Origin of the sequence: Aeromonas allosaccharophila (assembly GCF_016026615.1) — a bacterium.
Taxonomy (GTDB): domain Bacteria; phylum Pseudomonadota; class Gammaproteobacteria; order Enterobacterales; family Aeromonadaceae; genus Aeromonas; species Aeromonas allosaccharophila.
In genome coordinates this window covers 709,130-725,240 of record NZ_CP065745.1, presented here as the reverse complement: position 1 = coordinate 725,240, position 16,111 = coordinate 709,130, and the positions used below count along the sequence as shown (strand labels likewise).

Here is a 16,111-nt window from a genome sequence, read left to right as displayed (position 1 = left end):
TTCCCCTCCCCGCCGGACATCACGCCACTGCAGGGGGAATAACAAAGCGGCTGCCGGTGAGGGCAGCCGCAAGGACTTATTTCTTCTTCATCTTCAGCAGGCGTTTGCGCTGACGTTCCTGACTCAGGGTCATGGTGTTCTTCTTGCCTTCAAACGGGTTGACCGACTCCTGGAACTCGACCCGGATCGGCGAGCCCATGATCTTGAGGGACTTGCGGAAGTAGTTCATCAGGTAACGCTTGTAGGAATCCGGCAAATCGTTCAGCTGGTTGCCGTGGATCACGATGCGCGGCGGGTTGTAGCCACCGGCATGCGCATACTTGAGCTTGACGCGGCGACCATTGACCATCGGCGGCTGGTGATCTTCCTGCGCCATCTGCATGATGCGGGTCAGCATCGCCGTGCTGGTACGACGGGTGGCGGACTGGTAAGCCTCCTGAATGGATTCAAACAGGTGGCCGACACCGCTGCCGTGCAGGGCGGAGATGAAGTGGACGCGCGCGAAGTCGATGAAGCCCAAACGACGATCCAGCTCGTTCTTCACATCCTCTTTCACCTTCTGATCCAGGCCATCCCACTTGTTCACCACCAGCACCACGGAGCGGCCTGAGTGGAGCACGAAACCGAGGATGCTCAAGTCCTGATCGGTGATGGTTTCCTGGGCGTCGATCACCAGCAGGCAGACGTTGGCATCTTCGATGGCTTTCAGGGTTTTGATGACGGAGAACTTCTCCACCGTCTCGTGCACCTTGCCACGACGACGCACACCGGCGGTATCGATAATGACGTACTTCTGCTCGTCACGCTCCATCGGAATGTAGACGGAGTCGCGGGTGGTGCCGGGCATGTCATAGACGATGACCCGATCTTCACCCAGCATGCGGTTGGTCAGGGTCGATTTACCGACGTTGGGACGACCGACGATGGCAAATTTGATGGGCAGGTCGGCAAACGGGGTCTCTTTGGTATCTTCCCGGGTGTCCAGATCACCGGCAGCCACCATGCGCAGCAGGGCTTCTTCGTCGAAGTCCTCCTCTTCCTCATCCTGCGCATCTTCATCGGTAGCGGCTTCGACCAGGGTCTCCAGATGGGGAGCCAGGGCCAGTTCCAGCAGGCTCAGCACACCACGACCGTGGGCGGCCGCGATCTGGTAGACCTCGCCCAGCGCCAGACCGTAGAACTCGGAAACCGCGGAATCACCGTCGATGCCATCGGTCTTGTTGGCCACCAGAAATACCTTCTTGTGGGCCTTGCGCAGGTGTTCGGCGATGGCTTGATCCGCCGCGGTCAGACCGGCACGGGCATCCACCATGAACAGCACGACATCCGCTTCTTCGATGGCCAGCAGGGATTGCTCGGCCATCTTCAGCTCGATCCCCTCTTCGGTACCATCGATACCGCCGGTATCGACCACGATAAATTCCAGCTCGCCCAACTTCGCCTGACCGTATTTACGGTCCCGGGTCAGACCGGGAAAATCGGCAACCAGGGCATCCCGAGTACGGGTCAAGCGGTTAAACAGGGTGGATTTCCCCACGTTGGGGCGGCCCACCAGGGCTACTACAGGAGTCATAAAAGCCTCATTCTCAAGACGACAAAGGCTCCGGGTCCGAAGACCAGGAGCCGGATATTCACATTATCGGACGATCAAGGACGCTTGAGGGCGTACAACTTGCCGTCACGGCTCTGCACATACAGGGTCTCGCCATCCACCAGCGGGGCGGCGTAGAGGCCACTGCTATCGAGCTGCTGCATCGCCTTGATGGTACCGTCGGTACGATCAAGCCAATACAGGTATCCTTCCACATCACCCACCACCACATAGTCACCGAAGATGACAGGTGCAGTGACGGTACGATTCTCCAGCTGGGTGTTGGACCACAGCTCCAGACCGTTGCGACGATCGACCGCAAACAGATGGCTGCGGCTGTCGGTCAGCACAATGGCATTGCCGGTCATCGCCAGATCGCGATAGCCGGAATACTTGCGCTTCCACACTTCGTCGCCGGTCATCAGTTTGCGAGCCATCAGCTGACCGTTGTAGGCGATGGCATAGAGCTCATCACCGGCGATCAGGGGGCTGGCATCGACGTCGACCATACGGTCCAGCTCGGTAGCACCGCGGGCATCAGCCACCTTGGACTGACGCACCGGCTGGCCATTGCTCAGCAGGGCAATGCCCACCTTGCCATCGGCACGGCCGTAAATCACGGCACCGTTGGTGATCACCGGCGCACCGGCACTGCGCAGGGTCAGCGGTGGCTGCTCTTCGGAGAGCGACCACTGCAGCTTGCCTTCGTCAGTATCGAGCGCGATCAGGCGACCGGAGGTGGTCAGCACCACCACGCGGCCATCTTCCACCGCGGGGCTCGCCACCACTTCGCCGGGCACATTGGTCTGCCATAGCACTTCACCATTCTCTTCGTTCAGGGCATAGACCACCCCGTTCTCGGAGCCGAGGAACAGCTTGCCATAACGGGAGACCAGACCACCGGAGAGACGGGCACTGCGCTTGTCGGCATTGACCGGCAGGTCAGCCAGATCGACGGTCCAGAGGCGATCGCCACTGGCCAGATCGAATGCGGTGACATCACCATCACGGGCGGCCGCATAGATCCGATCCTCTTCCACCACCGGCTTGAGCTGGGAGTAGAAATCACCGATGCCATCACCCACGGTGGATGACCATGCGGTGTCGGCAGTGAAAGCAGATTCAACCTTGGGCAGCGGCGCCATCGGGTTGAGATCCTCTTCCGAACTGAACAGGGAGCAACCCTGCAGAGCGAAGGAGACCGCAGCCCCCAGCGCCACCATCTTGAATAGATTACGCATCCGGTGCCTCACCAGTCGCAACGGCCGGCAGGGCCAGATCGTCCATTTTCAGCTTGAGCTCGGCGCTACCCTGCAGGCCGCCGGCATCCGCCGCCGCCTGATAGGCGTCACGAGCCTCTTCGGTCTTGCCCTGCTTTTGCAGCACATCGCCACGGGCTTCGGCTACCTGCGCCTTGAAGGCGTCACTCTGGATGGTCGCCAGCTTGGCCAGCGCTTCGTCCGCCTTGCCCTGATCATTCAGTACACGAGCCAGACGCAGCGCCGCGATGGGACGAATGCTCTCGTCACCTGTGGTCGCTACCAGATCCAGCTGCTCGGCAGCCAGATCCAGCTTGCCCGCCTTGACGGCAGCGGCAGCCAGTTGCAGGGCGGCCAGCTCGGCGTAGGAGTCGCCCTTGTTAGCGGTGACAAACTGCTGTGCCTGCTCGAAACCGGCGGCATCGCCCTTGGCCAGCTGCTCAATCACCTGATTGTAAGCCTGGGAGGAGGCCTCCATGGTCTCTTGCTGGTGCTGGTTGTAATAGCGCCAGCCGAACAGGCCGACCAGACCGATCACGGTCCCGGCAATCACCGAGGTTCCGTTCTCTTTCCACCACTCCTTGATAACCTCAACCTGTTGTTCTTCGGTGGTATAGACTTCCACAGCTTACTCTCCTTTGGCTGCCAGCAGGGCAATGGCGGCGTCAACCTTGACGGTCTGTTGCTCGGCCTGACCACGCAGATATTTGATAGTGATCTCCCCGTTTTGCACCTCGGTTTCACCAAGGATCAGGGCGATTGCCGCGCCGCTCTTGTCGGCACGTTTGAGTTGTTTCTTGAAGTTGCCACCACCGCAGTGGCTCATCAGGCGCAAGTCCGGCAGGGCATCGCGCAGACGCTCGGCCAACTGGAAGCCAGCCTGCTCGGTCCCCTCGCCCACCATCGCCAGATAGACATCCACCGCCGGGCGGATATCGGCGTTGAGCTCGAGGGTCTCCAGCATCAGCACCAGACGCTCCATGCCCATGGCAAAGCCCACGGCAGGGGTCGGTTGACCACCGAGCTGCTCCACCAGACCATCGTAGCGGCCACCGGCACAGACGGTGCCCTGGGCCCCCAGACTGCTGGTGACCCACTCGAACACGGTCAGGTTGTAGTAGTCAAGACCACGCACCAGACGCTCGTTCACTTCGTATTTGATACCGGCAGACTCGAGCAGGCGCTTGAGTCCCTCGAAGTGGGCCAGGCTCTCTTCGCCCAGATGGTCGAACAGACGCGGAGCACCGACCAGAATGGCCTGTACTTTTTCATCCTTGGAGTCGAGCACCCGCAGCGGGTTGCTGTACATCCGGCGCTGGCTCTCTTCGTCCAGCTGATCCTTGTACTGCTCCAGATAGGCTACCAGCGCATCGCGATAAGCGGCGCGCTCGCTGCTTTGACCGAGCGTGTTGAGTTGCAGGGTGACATGCTCGCTGATGCCAAACAGACGCCACAGGCGGTGGGTCAGCATGATCAGTTCTGCGTCAATATCCGGTCCGTTGATGCCAAACAGCTCGACACCGAACTGGTGGAACTGGCGATAACGGCCCTTCTGGGGACGCTCGTGACGGAACATGGGGCCCATGTACCACATCCGGCGTTCCTGATTGTAGAGCAGACCGTGCTCGATACCGGCACGGACGCAGCTGGCGGTTCCTTCCGGACGCAGGCTCAGGCTGTCGCCGTTGCGGTCTTCAAAGGTGTACATCTCTTTTTCGACCACGTCGGTCACTTCACCGATGGCGCGCTTGAACAGATGAGTCTGCTCGACAATCGGCATGCGCACTTCGCTGTAGCCATAGCTCGCAACGACCTGGCGCAGGATCTGTTCAACCTTCTGCCATACCGGGCTCTGCTCCGGCAGGCAATCATTCATACCGCGAATAGCTTGGATCTGTTTTGCCACGTTGATACTCGAGAAAAAGAGGTAAAATTTGGCCGCATTATAGGGATTTTCCCCCCCAAGGTAAAATCAGGGAATCCGGATGCGGGATTTAAAATCAGTCACCTGGAAAAAGGGCCACCCGATGTGGCCCCGATTTGTTCAATCCTTGTCCATCAGGATCCGGTTGGCGGGATCCATCATGGCGGCGCGGGCGCGAATGCGTCGCTCCAGCACCGGAATGAGATCCTTGTTGTCGAGCCGATCGACCCGTTGGCCCCCTTCATAGAAGGCACTCTTATTGGCGGCACCCGCCAGACCAAGATCAGAGACCAGCGCTTCGCCCGGGCCATTCACCACGCAACCGATGATGGAGACATCCATCGGGGTGATGATGTCCTCGAGCCGCTCTTCCAGCGCGTTGACGGTGGCGATCACGTCGAACTCCTGCCGTGAGCAGGAGGGACAAGCGATGAAGTTGATGCCACGGGAACGAATACGCAGGGATTTGAGGATATCGAAGCCGACCTTCACCTCCTCCACCGGATCCGCCGCCAGCGAGATACGCAGGGTATCGCCGATGCCGTCGGTGAGCAGCATGCCGAGACCAATGGCTGATTTCACCGCGCCGGCACGGAAACCGCCCGCTTCGGTGATGCCCAGATGGAGCGGCTGCTCAATCTGTTTGGCCAGCAGGCGATAGGCACCGACCGCCAGGAACACATCGGAGGCCTTGACGCTCACCTTGAAATCCTGGAAATCGAGGCGATCGAGATAGTCCACGTGACGCATGGCGGACTCCACCAGCGCTTCGGGGGTCGGCTCGCCGTACTTCTCCTGAATATCTTTCTCCAGCGACCCGCCATTGACCCCGATACGGATCGGGATATTGAGGTCGCGCGCGCAATCGACCACCGAACGCACCCGCTGCTCGTTGCCGATGTTGCCCGGGTTGATACGCAGGCAGTCGGCACCGTACTCGGCCACTTTCAGGGCGATACGGTAGTCGAAGTGGATATCGGCGACGATGGGAATACGGGTCTGTTGTTTGATGAGCCGGAACGCTTCCGCCGCTTCCATGGTGGGCACGGAGACACGGACGATATCGGCACCGACCCGCTCGATCCGCTGGATCTGCTCGACGGTGGCGGCGACATCTGTGGTCTTGGTGTTGGTCATGGTCTGCACGGTAATGGGGGCATCGCCCCCAACCGGTACATTACCAACCATGATCTGTCTGGATTTACGACGAATGATGGGAGATTCGTGAGAAGACATGAGAAACAGGTTACTCCTGCGGCAGTGAGAAGCGGGCAGTACGACCGTTGTTGTAACGGCTCATATCAAACGACTGACCCTTGTAGTCAAGCTTGACGGCCATCGGCGCGCCAATGATGAACTTCAGGGGCTCGGCGCCTTCCAGCACCAGCTCGTCGTTAGCCTTCTTCAGACCACTGAACAGGGTCTTGCCGTTGGCATCCTTCACATCCAGCCAGCAATCGGCGGTGAAGCTCATCTTCAGTTGCGGTGCCGTCGCCGGATCAACAACAGCCTCATTAGATTCGGTGCCATTGGCGCCGGATACTGCAGCATCAGTCGCTGTGCCGACAGCCGCGCTGACATCGGTCGGTACAACAGCCGCAGAAGCAGGTGCCAGGGTAGCAGTCGCATCGGAAACCACCGCAGGGGCAGTCACGTCCGTGGCGGTCGGCGCGATGGCAGCGCCTTCCACCGGGTCGGTATTGATCGCATCGGGTGGCGTGATAGCGGGCGCAGCCGGGGTCGAGCTGGTCGCACTCATCTCGGTGGCAGCCAGGGCTTCATCACCGGCGGAGCGACGTGCAGTACTCTGCCACCACCAGGCGACCGAGAGCGCAATCAACACCAGGATCACCAGCCAGGTCACCACCTTGAGCCGACTGTCGTTGGCTTGCTGGCGGGAGCGACGGGAGAAGCTCTGCATGTCGATATTATCGGGAGGGGTCAGACCCAGCTTGTCGTATGCGGCCAGAATGGTCTCTTCGGGGATCCCGACCAGCTTGGCATAGGTACGCAGATAGCCCCGGATAAAGGTATGGGACGTGTGCTTGTCGTAGGTATCCGATTCGATAGCGGCGATCAGGGTCAGACGAAGGTGAATGCGGGACGCAACCTGTTCTCGTGTCCAGCCAAGCTGTTCACGGGCGTTGCGCAGCAATTGGCCTGGGCCTGCTGCCTGGGAGTCGTCTTGGAAATCGTGTGGCTGTTCAATAGTCATTGGCTAAATAACGCTTGGCTTGTTGCGAAGTGGGATATTGCCTTACCAGCTCAGTCCCGAATTGGTGAAGTAATGCCGGCTTGTCCATCGCCTGTGCCAGCCGCAGTCTCAACCAGAGACTCTCCTCGTTCTCGTCTGACACATCGGCAAAACGGGCGAGGTAGGACTGCACATCAGGCAGCTTGCCATCTTTCATGGAAAGCTCGGCCAAGTCCAGCAATAACCCTGGATTGCGGGGATTATACCCCAAGGCCAGGCGATAGTACTCGCCTGCTTTATCATTTCTGCGATTTTGCAGCGCACAAAGTGCCGCATTTTCATAGGTATCGGCAATTTTTACATAGCCTGGCTGAATAACCGCCTGGTTGAACGCCTGATCTGCCTCGTCATAGCGACCGCGATCACAGAGGAAGGCGCCATAGTTGTTCATCGCGTCAGCATTGGACGGATCCATGGCGAGGGCGTTCTTGTAATGGGTCTCGGCCGCCTTGAAATCCCCTACTTTCTGGTAAAAGTAGGCAAAACCGATCTGCACCTGAGGATTGGAGGGGTCATATTGGAGGGCGCGGTCAAGATTGAACTTGGCCTGCTCGGCATTACCCTGACGCAGGTACTGAATACCCAGGTCGAGACGGGTCTGGGCTGCCGCCTTGAGGTCGGGGCCCACTTCACGCTGGGTCGAATTCTGGCCAGCGTAAGTGGTCTCGGTCACACAGCCAGGCAGCGCGCAGAGCGCTGCCACTACGATCAATGTACGTGTATCCATTCCCTGTCTATACAATGGCTTAGCATTTAAACCATTTTGACGGAAATCCCATCCTGTTGCATCCGATTTTTGATAGTTCGCTTGGTACGGTCAATTACGTCACCCACCAGCTGACCACAAGCGGCGTCGATGTCATCGCCACGGGTTTTGCGGACGATCACGGTGAAACCGTACTCCATCAGCACCTTGGAGAAGCGATCGATGCGGCTGTTGCTCGGCTTGCCATAAGGGTTGCCCGGGAAGGGGTTGAACGGGATCAGGTTGATCTTGCTCGGGGTGTCCTTGAGTACCTTGGCCAGCTCGTGAGCATGCTGCATATCGTCATTGATATGATCGAGCAGCACATACTCGACGGTCACCCGACCGCCATTGGCGTTGGACTTCTCGAGGTAACGACGGACACCGGCGAGGAACTCCTCGATGTTGTACTTGTCGTTGATCGGCATGATCTCGGAGCGCAGCTTGTCGTTCGGGGCGTGCAGGGAGATAGCCAGCGCCACGTCGATCTGGTCGCCCAGCTTGTCCAGCGCCGGTACCACACCAGAAGTGGAGATAGTCACCCGGCGCTTGGAGATGCCAAAACCGTAGTCATCCATCATCAGACGCATGGCAGGCACTACGTTGGCGAGGTTGAGCAGCGGCTCGCCCATCCCCATCATCACCACGTTGGTGATGGGGCGCTTGCCACCGACCACGCGGGCAGCACGCCACACCTGACCGATGATCTCGGAGACTTTCAGGTTACGGTTAAAGCCTTGCTGGGCGGTCGAGCAGAATTTGCACTCCAGCGCACAGCCGACTTGAGAGGAGACGCAGAGGGTCGCGCGGTCATCTTCCGGGATGTAGACGGTCTCGACTTCCTGATCACCCACCTGCAGGGCCCACTTGATGGTGCCATCGGCAGAGCGCTGCTCGCGGCTGATCTCGGGCGCCTTGATCTCGGCAATCGCCTTGAGGCGCTCCTTGAGCACCTTGTTGACGTTGGTCATCTGATCGAAATCATCACACCCAAAGTGATAGATCCACTTCATTACCTGATCTGCCCGGAATGGCTTCTCGCCCAGTTCGACGAAAAAGGCACGCATGGCATCCCGATCAAGATCCAGCAGGTTGATTTTTGTTTCGCTCATCAATGGCCTCAGTTCAAACACTTCATCAATTATTGGCTGACGACGTCAGGGGGCGGCATTGTACAAATAATGGGTCTGGCTTTCCACCTGGAGAATAGAGGGATATTGCGTAAACGGCGAAAACAACAAAGGGAGCCGAAGCTCCCTTGCAGGTATCAGTCGCGAGATTAGTCGCGGGAGCAGAGCTCGTTTTCGCTGAAAAAGTAAGCGATTTCACGCTGGGCAGAGGCGAAGCTGTCGGCACCGTGTACCGCGTTGCGGTCGATGCTCTCGCCGAAGCAGGCACGCAGGGTACCGGCCAGGGCTTGCTCGGGATTGGTCAACCCCATCAGGTCGCGGTAACGCTGAACGGCATTTTCCCCTTCCAGCACCTGCACCATGACCGGACCGGAGGTCATAAAGGTCACCAGCGCATCATAGAAAGGACGGCCTTGATGTTCGGCATAGAAGCCGGCGGCCTGTTCGCTGGTCAGACGCAGCATTTTGGCGGCAACGATGGTCAGGCCAGCGCTTTCCATGCGGTGGTAGATCTCGCCGATCAGATTCTTGCTGACAGCATCCGGTTTGACGATAGAGAAGGTACGTTCGATGGCCATTGATATCTTTCCTTAACTACAGAGATTTATTGTTAGAATCCATGTTCGCTGGCGATTATACGTAAACAAAAACCGGAAAAACACACAAACAAGCAACTTTTTATTAAACATCACTCCCTTGCAATCAACATCCACGCTCATCTTGACCGAGTAGAGCCGGAAAATATGTGCGCTTGCGCACGATAGTGACCTTAAGCCGCCAAAACCCCATCTTTTGCTCACTATTCGAACAGCATGAAAGAAGGCACCCGAGGGTGCCTTGTCTCGCCTATTTGGCTTCCGCCAGCAGGGCCCGCGCTATGGTGCGCATCCCCAGGGTATTGGCGCCCGGCGCCCAGAGAGCATCGCCGTTGTCACTGAAGCAGGCGGCCAGATCGATATGCAGCCACCCCATCCCTTCGTTGGCAACGAAACGGGAGAGGAAGCCCGCCGCGTTGGAGGCGCCACCCGGCCCGCCACCCTTCACCGGACGGCTGTTGGCCGTGTCGGCGTAATGGGAGGGGCACTGCTGGCGGTGCCAGGGCTCCAGCGGCAGCGGCCAGGCCGGCTCCTGCTCTGCATCGGCATAGGTCATGGCCCGGCTCACCAACCCCTTGTCGAGGCCAAACAGGGCATTGTAGCGCCCCCCCAGCGCCATCACGGCTGCGCCGGTCAGGGTGGCGGCATCGATGATCAGCGGCGCGCCCGACTCGCTCGCCAGTTGCAGGCCATCGGCCAGCACCAGCCGCCCCTCGGCGTCGGTATTCACAATCTCGACTGTGGTGCCGTTCTTGTAAGTGAGGATATCCCCCAGCTTGTAGGCATGGCCGGAGACCAGGTTCTCGGCGCAGCAGAGGATCAGCTTCACCCGCTTGTCGAGCCCGCGCAGCATGGCCAACGCCAGCGCACCGGTGACAATCGCCGCGCCCCCCATGTCGCACTTCATGGTGAGCATCCCCTCGGAGCTCTTCATGGAGTAGCCGCCGGAGTCAAAGGTGATCCCTTTGCCCACCAGCGCCGCCGCTACCGGCGCCTTGGGGTCGCGCCCCGGGTTGAAGTCGAGCTCCAGCAATACCGGTTCGCGCGCACTGCCGCGGCCCACTTGGTAAAGGCCAACCCAACCGGCCTGTTGCAGCGCTTCACCTTTCAAAATGCGATGGCTCACCTTGTCCGGCGCCAGCTCGGTAATAAAGGAGGCCGCTTCCACTGCCAGCTCCAGCGGGCCAAGCTGCTCCGGGGTGGCATTGGTCATCTCGCGCACCCAGCGGCCACAGAGCCAACGCGCCTCCAGCTCCTCTCTGTCCTCTTCCGAGGACATGGCCCACTGCAGTTGCACCTCCGCCTTGGGAGTTTGCAGCCCCAGGGCAAAGGCCCACTGCTGCTCGCGCTCCCAGTGGCCAGCCAGCGTCACTTTCTGGATCCCCTGCTGGCAGAGGCGACGCGCCGCCTGCTGGATATCGAGCAGCGGATTGGCCGTCACCAGATGGATCACCATGCCGTCGGCGCGGTGAGAAAGCAGCGCCCCCTCCCCCCACTCGGGCGGTGCAAATTCACGACTTAACCAGACATTCATGCAGTCACCTCCTGCAGCCAGCGTGCGATGGTGCGCAGACCGTGCCCCTTGGCTCCGGTTGCCCACAGATCGTTGCCCGATTTTTGATAAGAGGCCGCCAGATCCAGGTGTACCCAGCCCTTGCCCTCATCGCGCACGAAGCGGGAGAGGAACGCGGCAGCCGTGGTCGCTCCGGCCGTGCCTTCGGCTGAGGCAACGTTGCCCAGATCGGCAAAGGCCGAAGTGAGTTGGCTGGCATGCCAGGGCTCCAGCGGCAGTGCCCATGCTTGCTCATTTTCAACCTTGGCGGCGGCCAGCGCACGCAGCTGTTCAGTCTCATCGAGGGCAAACACCGCATTGTAATCGCGCCCTAGCGCCATCTTGGCGGCACCAGTCAGGGTGGCAGCGTCAAGGATATAAGCCGCGCCGCTGTCGGAAGCCGCCATCAGACCATCGGCCAGCACCAGACGACCTTCGGCATCGGTGTTCTGGATCTCGACCGAAACCCCGTTCTTGTAGGTGAGGATGTCGCCCAGCTTGAAGGCGTGGCCGGAGACCAGGTTCTCGGCGCAGCAGAGAATAAGCTTCACCCGCTGGTTCAAACCGCGGCTGATAGCCAGCGCCAGTGCACCGGTGACCATGGCGGCCCCCCCCATATCGGACTTCATCGGCAGCATGTTGTCAGAGGACTTCATGGAGTAGCCACCGGAGTCGAAAGTGATCCCCTTGCCCACCAGCGCCGCCACCACGGGCGCATGGCGATCACCGGTCGGGTTGTAGTCGAGCTCCAGCAGCACCGGCTCGCGCTCGCTGCCACGGCCGACCGACCAGATCCCGATATGACCCGACTCACGTAGCGCTTCACCGGCGGTGATGCGGGCAGTAACCTGATCCCCGGCCAGACCACGAATAAGCAACAGGGCCGATTCCGCCAGACTCATGGGGTAGATCTCTTCCGGACAGCCATTGGTGATGTCACGCACCCAGCGGGCCGCCTTGAGCAGTGCATCCAGTTCGCGGGCATCCACGTCGCTCTGCTGGCCGAAATCCAGTTCACGCGTCCCCTTGGCGGCGTAAAACCCCTGGGCGAACGCATAGCGCCGCTCCAGATCCCAGCCTTCACCGACCAACGTCACCCGCTTGATCCCGCTCGATTCGAGGCGACGGGCGGCGCGCTGAACGGTGCGCAGAACATCCTTCTCCTGACCGTCAGCACCAAGATGGATCAGTGCCTCGTCGCCATTGAAACTGAGCTGGGCGCCCTCGCCCCAATAGGCGGCCGCAGCCTGGGTGGATAACGCTACCTTCATCATGTCAGCCATCGTGTTTGCTTCCTTTTTACTGGCACTATGTATAAGCACTCTTTATGGGAAAGAGCTTATTGGCAAAGAGAGAATAACGAATACAAAAAAGGCCGTGCCCCCGAGGGTCACGGCCTTCCACCATATCACTGAAGCACCACAGGATGCTGCACGTGCAATTCACTCATGTGTAATTAATGGCGTTCAGAGGCAAGGTTCAGGGTGTACTTGGGCAGTTCCACCACCAGATCCTCGTCCGCCAGTTTTGCCTGGCAGCTTAGGCGAGATTCCGGCTCCAGCCCCCACGCCTTGTCCAGCATGTCGTCTTCCAGCTCGTCGCTTGGCTCGAGAGAGTCAAAGCCCTCGCGCACCACGCAGTGGCAGGTAGTGCAGGCACAGGATTTCTCGCAGGCATGCTCGATTTCGATACCGTTGCGCAGCGCCACATCCAGAATGGTCTCGCCGCTTTGCCCCTCGAGGGCGGCGCCATCCGGACAGAGTACGGGATGAGGAAGAATGATCAGTTTTGGCATATTACACCTTGTTGACGTTTTGTCCGGTCAGCACCTTGCGGATGGAGGCGTCCATCCGGCGGGCTGCAAACTCGCCACTGACAGCATCGGCTGCCTCAATGGCTTCTTTGATTTGATGGGTTGCGCCGCTGTTGCGCATGGTCAGCAGATGGGCGATGGCGGCATCAATCTCGGCACGCTCGGCAGCATTGAGCAGGGCATCGCCATCGGCGGCCAGCGCCGCATTGAGACTCTCGACCACCCGGTCGGCTTCAACCTGCTGCTCGGCCAGCATGCGGGCATCCATATCCTGCTGGGCATTCTCGATGGAGGCACTCAGCATGTTGAGGATATCCTGCTCCGCCAGCCCGTAGGAGGGCTTGACCTGGATCTCGGCCTGCACGCCGGAGGATTTCTCCATGGCGCTGACCGAGAGCAGCCCATCCGCATCCACCTGGAAGGTGACGCGAATATGGGCCGCACCGGCGGCCATCGGCGGAATACCGGTCAGGGTAAAGCGGGCCAGGGAGCGGCAATCGGCCACCAGCTCGCGCTCGCCCTGCACCACGTGAATGGCCATGGCGGTCTGACCATCCTTGAAGGTGGTGAACTCCTGGGCGCGGGCCACCGGAATGGTGGTGTTGCGCGGGATCACCTTCTCGGCAAGGCCACCCATGGTCTCCAGACCCAGTGACAGAGGGATAACGTCCAGCAGCAGCATCTCGGCATCGGGCTTGTTGCCCACCAGAATGTCGGCCTGGATGGCGGCGCCGATAGCGACCACCTTGTCCGGATCGATACTGGTCAGCGGCGTGCGCTGGAAGAACTCGCCCACCAGTTCGCGTACCAAGGGCACCCGGGTGGAGCCACCGACCATCACCACTTCCAGCACTTCAACCTGCTCGAGACCGGCATCGCGCAGGGCGCGGCGACAAGCCAGCAAGGTGCGTTTCACCAGCGGGGTGATGAGTCCATCAAACTGGCTACGGGTCACACAACCCTGCCAGCCAGCAAAGGTGCAGGTAACGCTGTCGGCGTCGGTCAGACCGTGTTTGACCGCGGCGGCCACATCCAGCAGCTCGCGCTGCAGATGGGCATCCAGATCGCCGGATAGGCCCGCCTGTTCCTTGATCCAGTCCGCCAGCAGGTGATCGAAATCATCGCCGCCGAGGGCCGAATCACCGCCGGTCGCCATCACTTCGAACACACCGCGATGCAGCCGCAGGATGGAGATATCGAAGGTGCCGCCCCCCAGATCGTAAACCGCAATCACCCCTTCCTGACCGGAGTCGAGGCCATAGGCAATCGCGGCCGCAGTCGGCTCGTTGAGCAGCCGCAGCACATGCAGACCGGCCAGACGGGCCGCATCCTTGGTGCCCTGACGCTGGGCATCATCGAAATAGGCCGGCACAGTAATGACCACGCCGTCGAGATCGCCACCCAGCGAGGCGGCGCCACGCTCGGCCAGCTTTTTGAGAATTTCGGCCGAGACCTGCACCGGATTGACCAGCCCCTGACGGGTTTGCAGTTGCGGCATGCCATTGTCGGCGGCAACAAACTGGTAAGGCTGTTGGCGGGTATCGATATCGGCCAGCGCCTTGCCCATCATCCGTTTGACCGAGACGATGGTGTTGTGAGGATCGAGTGCCGCTTCACGCTTGGCATCAATCCCCACGCGAATGGCGTCGCTTTGATAGTGCACCACTGACGGGAGCAGGTCGCGCCCTTGCTCATCGCAAAGGGTATCGGCGTGACCGCTGCGAACCGCAGCGACGAGAGAGTTGGTGGTGCCGAGATCGATGCCGACGGCACGTTTGTGCTGATGAGGTACAGCGCTCTGGCCGGGTTCGGCGATTTGCAGTAATGCCATGGGTAATGAAACTTCCAGCGTTAAAGGATCAAGACTCGAGAAGCGAGTCTTCGAATCGTTCCAGCTCTTCGAGGAGCTTGTCGACAAACTTGAGTTTGCGAACGCAATCAGCGGCAACAAGATCTTTACCGGCGGTAAGAGACTCGGTCAGCTGCTGCATCAACATCTGGTGATCATGCCTGATCTCGCTGCGAAAATCCTTGATGGCGCGCTCAGGGTCAGCGTCATCTTTCAGATCGGCCAGACGCTCGCGCCACTCCAGCTGCTGCATCAGAAACGCGGTATCTTGCAGGGTCTGCTGTTCACCACGGATATCGGTGCCACGCAGGGAGAGCAGATATTCGGCACGGCGCAGCGGCGCCTTGAGGGTGGTGAATGCTTCGTTGATCTGGGCGGCACGTTGCACCGCAGCCAGCTGCTCCCGTTCGGGGGCGGTGGCAAAACGATCAGGATGGAATTGGGTTTGCAGCTGGCGGTAGGTATCAGCCAACTGACGGGTATCGAGCTCGAAGCCTTCAACCAGCCCAAACAGCTCGAAATGATTCATGCAAACCTCTTGGAAACGTTCGCCACAACCTCACTCGCCCTTGGCAAATGAGATGTGGTTGAACGGGTCATGGGCGACCCGCTCAACCACAGACGAAGGATCAAACATCTCAGACACTAAAGCTTTCGCCGCAACCACACTCGCCTTTGGCGTTGGGGTTGTTGAACTGGAAGCCCTCGTTGAGGCCCTCCTTGACGAAATCCAGCTCGGTGCCATCCAGATGGATCAGGCTCTTGGCATCAACAATAATCTTGACGCCCTGCTGCTCGAACACCTGATCTTCATCGGTCAGTTCATCAACGAACTCAAGCACGTAGGCCAGACCGGAGCAGCCGGTGGTCTTGACGCCGAGGCGCAGGCCAATGCCCTTGCCCCGGTTAGCCAGAAAAGAGGAAACCCGTGCCGCGGCGGCATCTGTCATGGTAATAGCCATACTGCTCTCCGGCGCTTAGAGACCTTTCTTCTGCTTGTAATCGGCGATGGCGGCCTTGATGGCGTCCTCAGCCAGAATGGAGCAGTGGATCTTCACCGGTGGCAGGGCCAGCTCTTCGGCGATATCTGTGTTCTTGATGCCAGCCGCTTCGTCCAGGGTCTTGCCCTTGACCCATTCGGTCACCAGGGAGCTGGAGGCGATGGCAGAACCGCAGCCGTAGGTCTTGAACTTGGCATCTTCGATGATGCCTTCGTCGCTGATCTTCAATTGCAGCTTCATCACGTCGCCACAAGCAGGCGCACCGACCATGCCGGTCGCGATGCTGGGATCATTCTTGTCGAAACCACCGACGTTGCGAGGATTCTCGTAGTGGTCGATTACTTTTTCACTGTAAGCCATATCTCACTCCTGCTAATTCTGTTGCTCACTGACCCGG

The 16,111-nt window shown here is 59.6% G+C and carries 16 protein-coding genes; all 16 read right to left on the bottom strand.

What is annotated here, in order from left to right; translation table 11 throughout:
• Positions 1-76 precede the first annotated feature (76 nt).
• Positions 77-1,573, bottom strand: a complete 1,497-nt coding sequence (gene der / locus I6G90_RS03255) for a ribosome biogenesis GTPase Der (RefSeq protein WP_042063432.1) — start codon at positions 1,571-1,573, stop codon at positions 77-79.
• Between the two features lie 74 nt (positions 1,574-1,647).
• The gene (gene bamB / locus I6G90_RS03250; RefSeq protein WP_197929720.1) at positions 1,648-2,832 is read right to left on the bottom strand and encodes an outer membrane protein assembly factor BamB; all 1,185 of its coding nucleotides are present in this window, start codon (positions 2,830-2,832) and stop codon (positions 1,648-1,650) included.
• Positions 2,825-3,475 (bottom strand): YfgM family protein, encoded by a 651-nt coding sequence (locus I6G90_RS03245; RefSeq protein ID WP_197929719.1) that lies wholly within the window; start codon positions 3,473-3,475, stop codon positions 2,825-2,827. The genes bamB and I6G90_RS03245 overlap by 8 nt, the downstream gene beginning before the upstream one ends.
• 3 nt (positions 3,476-3,478) lie before the next feature.
• Positions 3,479-4,756 (bottom strand): histidine--tRNA ligase, encoded by a 1,278-nt coding sequence (gene hisS / locus I6G90_RS03240; RefSeq protein WP_197929717.1) that lies wholly within the window; start codon positions 4,754-4,756, stop codon positions 3,479-3,481.
• Between the two features lie 138 nt (positions 4,757-4,894).
• The gene (gene ispG / locus I6G90_RS03235; protein ID WP_139708373.1) at positions 4,895-6,010 is read right to left on the bottom strand and encodes a flavodoxin-dependent (E)-4-hydroxy-3-methylbut-2-enyl-diphosphate synthase; all 1,116 of its coding nucleotides are present in this window, start codon (positions 6,008-6,010) and stop codon (positions 4,895-4,897) included.
• A 10-nt stretch (positions 6,011-6,020) separates the two neighbouring features.
• Positions 6,021-6,989 (bottom strand): cytoskeleton protein RodZ, encoded by a 969-nt coding sequence (rodZ, locus tag I6G90_RS03230; RefSeq protein WP_197929716.1) that lies wholly within the window; start codon positions 6,987-6,989, stop codon positions 6,021-6,023.
• Positions 6,979-7,770: a PilW family type IVa pilus biogenesis/stability lipoprotein TapF gene (gene tapF / locus I6G90_RS03225; protein WP_111808391.1), complete on the bottom strand. Its 792-nt coding sequence runs from the start codon at positions 7,768-7,770 to the stop codon at positions 6,979-6,981. Before tapF ends, rodZ begins: the two co-directional genes overlap by 11 nt.
• Positions 7,771-7,781: 11 nt before the next feature.
• On the bottom strand, positions 7,782-8,885 hold the full coding sequence (locus I6G90_RS03220; protein WP_033136073.1) for a bifunctional tRNA (adenosine(37)-C2)-methyltransferase TrmG/ribosomal RNA large subunit methyltransferase RlmN: 1,104 nt from the start codon (positions 8,883-8,885) through the stop codon (positions 7,782-7,784).
• A gap of 167 nt (positions 8,886-9,052) precedes the next feature.
• A complete protein-coding gene (gene ndk / locus I6G90_RS03215; protein WP_033136074.1) occupies positions 9,053-9,481 on the bottom strand; it encodes a nucleoside-diphosphate kinase in 429 nt (142 codons plus the stop codon).
• A 268-nt stretch (positions 9,482-9,749) separates the two neighbouring features.
• Entirely contained in the window at positions 9,750-11,033 is a 1,284-nt protein-coding gene (gene pepB / locus I6G90_RS03210; RefSeq protein ID WP_197929714.1) for an aminopeptidase PepB, read from the bottom strand.
• Positions 11,030-12,334, bottom strand: a complete 1,305-nt coding sequence (gene pepB, locus I6G90_RS03205; protein ID WP_197929712.1) for an aminopeptidase PepB — start codon at positions 12,332-12,334, stop codon at positions 11,030-11,032. Before pepB (I6G90_RS03205) ends, pepB (I6G90_RS03210) begins: the two co-directional genes overlap by 4 nt.
• Positions 12,335-12,507: 173 nt before the next feature.
• On the bottom strand, positions 12,508-12,846 hold the full coding sequence (gene fdx, locus I6G90_RS03200; protein WP_005333808.1) for an ISC system 2Fe-2S type ferredoxin: 339 nt from the start codon (positions 12,844-12,846) through the stop codon (positions 12,508-12,510).
• 1 nt (position 12,847) lies between these two features.
• The gene (gene hscA, locus I6G90_RS03195; RefSeq protein ID WP_197929710.1) at positions 12,848-14,695 is read right to left on the bottom strand and encodes a Fe-S protein assembly chaperone HscA; all 1,848 of its coding nucleotides are present in this window, start codon (positions 14,693-14,695) and stop codon (positions 12,848-12,850) included.
• A 28-nt stretch (positions 14,696-14,723) separates the two neighbouring features.
• Positions 14,724-15,242, bottom strand: coding sequence for a co-chaperone HscB (gene hscB / locus I6G90_RS03190; RefSeq protein WP_182937703.1), 519 nt, complete (start codon positions 15,240-15,242; stop codon positions 14,724-14,726).
• 109 nt (positions 15,243-15,351) lie between these two features.
• The gene (gene iscA, locus I6G90_RS03185; RefSeq protein WP_005333812.1) at positions 15,352-15,675 is read right to left on the bottom strand and encodes an iron-sulfur cluster assembly protein IscA; all 324 of its coding nucleotides are present in this window, start codon (positions 15,673-15,675) and stop codon (positions 15,352-15,354) included.
• A gap of 15 nt (positions 15,676-15,690) precedes the next feature.
• A complete protein-coding gene (iscU, locus tag I6G90_RS03180; protein ID WP_040094674.1) occupies positions 15,691-16,074 on the bottom strand; it encodes a Fe-S cluster assembly scaffold IscU in 384 nt (127 codons plus the stop codon).
• Positions 16,075-16,111: the final 37 nt, after the last annotated feature.

Bases quoted from the DNA above. Each gene is read 5' to 3' on its own strand.
- der (WP_042063432.1), bottom strand. From the start codon at position 1,573: ATGACTCCTGTAGTAGCCCTGGTGGGCCGCCCCAACGTGGGGAAATCC.
- bamB (WP_197929720.1), bottom strand. From the start codon at position 2,832: ATGCGTAATCTATTCAAGATGGTGGCGCTGGGGGCTGCGGTCTCCTTC.
- ispG (WP_139708373.1), bottom strand. From the start codon at position 6,010: ATGTCTTCTCACGAATCTCCCATCATTCGTCGTAAATCCAGACAGATC.
- rodZ (WP_197929716.1), bottom strand. From the start codon at position 6,989: ATGACTATTGAACAGCCACACGATTTCCAAGACGACTCCCAGGCAGCA.
- I6G90_RS03220 (WP_033136073.1), bottom strand. From the start codon at position 8,885: ATGAGCGAAACAAAAATCAACCTGCTGGATCTTGATCGGGATGCCATG.
- ndk (WP_033136074.1), bottom strand. From the start codon at position 9,481: ATGGCCATCGAACGTACCTTCTCTATCGTCAAACCGGATGCTGTCAGC.
- pepB (WP_197929714.1), bottom strand. From the start codon at position 11,033: ATGAATGTCTGGTTAAGTCGTGAATTTGCACCGCCCGAGTGGGGGGAG.
- pepB (WP_197929712.1), bottom strand. From the start codon at position 12,334: ATGGCTGACATGATGAAGGTAGCGTTATCCACCCAGGCTGCGGCCGCC.
- fdx (WP_005333808.1), bottom strand. From the start codon at position 12,846: ATGCCAAAACTGATCATTCTTCCTCATCCCGTACTCTGTCCGGATGGC.
- hscA (WP_197929710.1), bottom strand. From the start codon at position 14,695: ATGGCATTACTGCAAATCGCCGAACCCGGCCAGAGCGCTGTACCTCAT.
- hscB (WP_182937703.1), bottom strand. From the start codon at position 15,242: ATGAATCATTTCGAGCTGTTTGGGCTGGTTGAAGGCTTCGAGCTCGAT.
- iscA (WP_005333812.1), bottom strand. From the start codon at position 15,675: ATGGCTATTACCATGACAGATGCCGCCGCGGCACGGGTTTCCTCTTTT.
- iscU (WP_040094674.1), bottom strand. From the start codon at position 16,074: ATGGCTTACAGTGAAAAAGTAATCGACCACTACGAGAATCCTCGCAAC.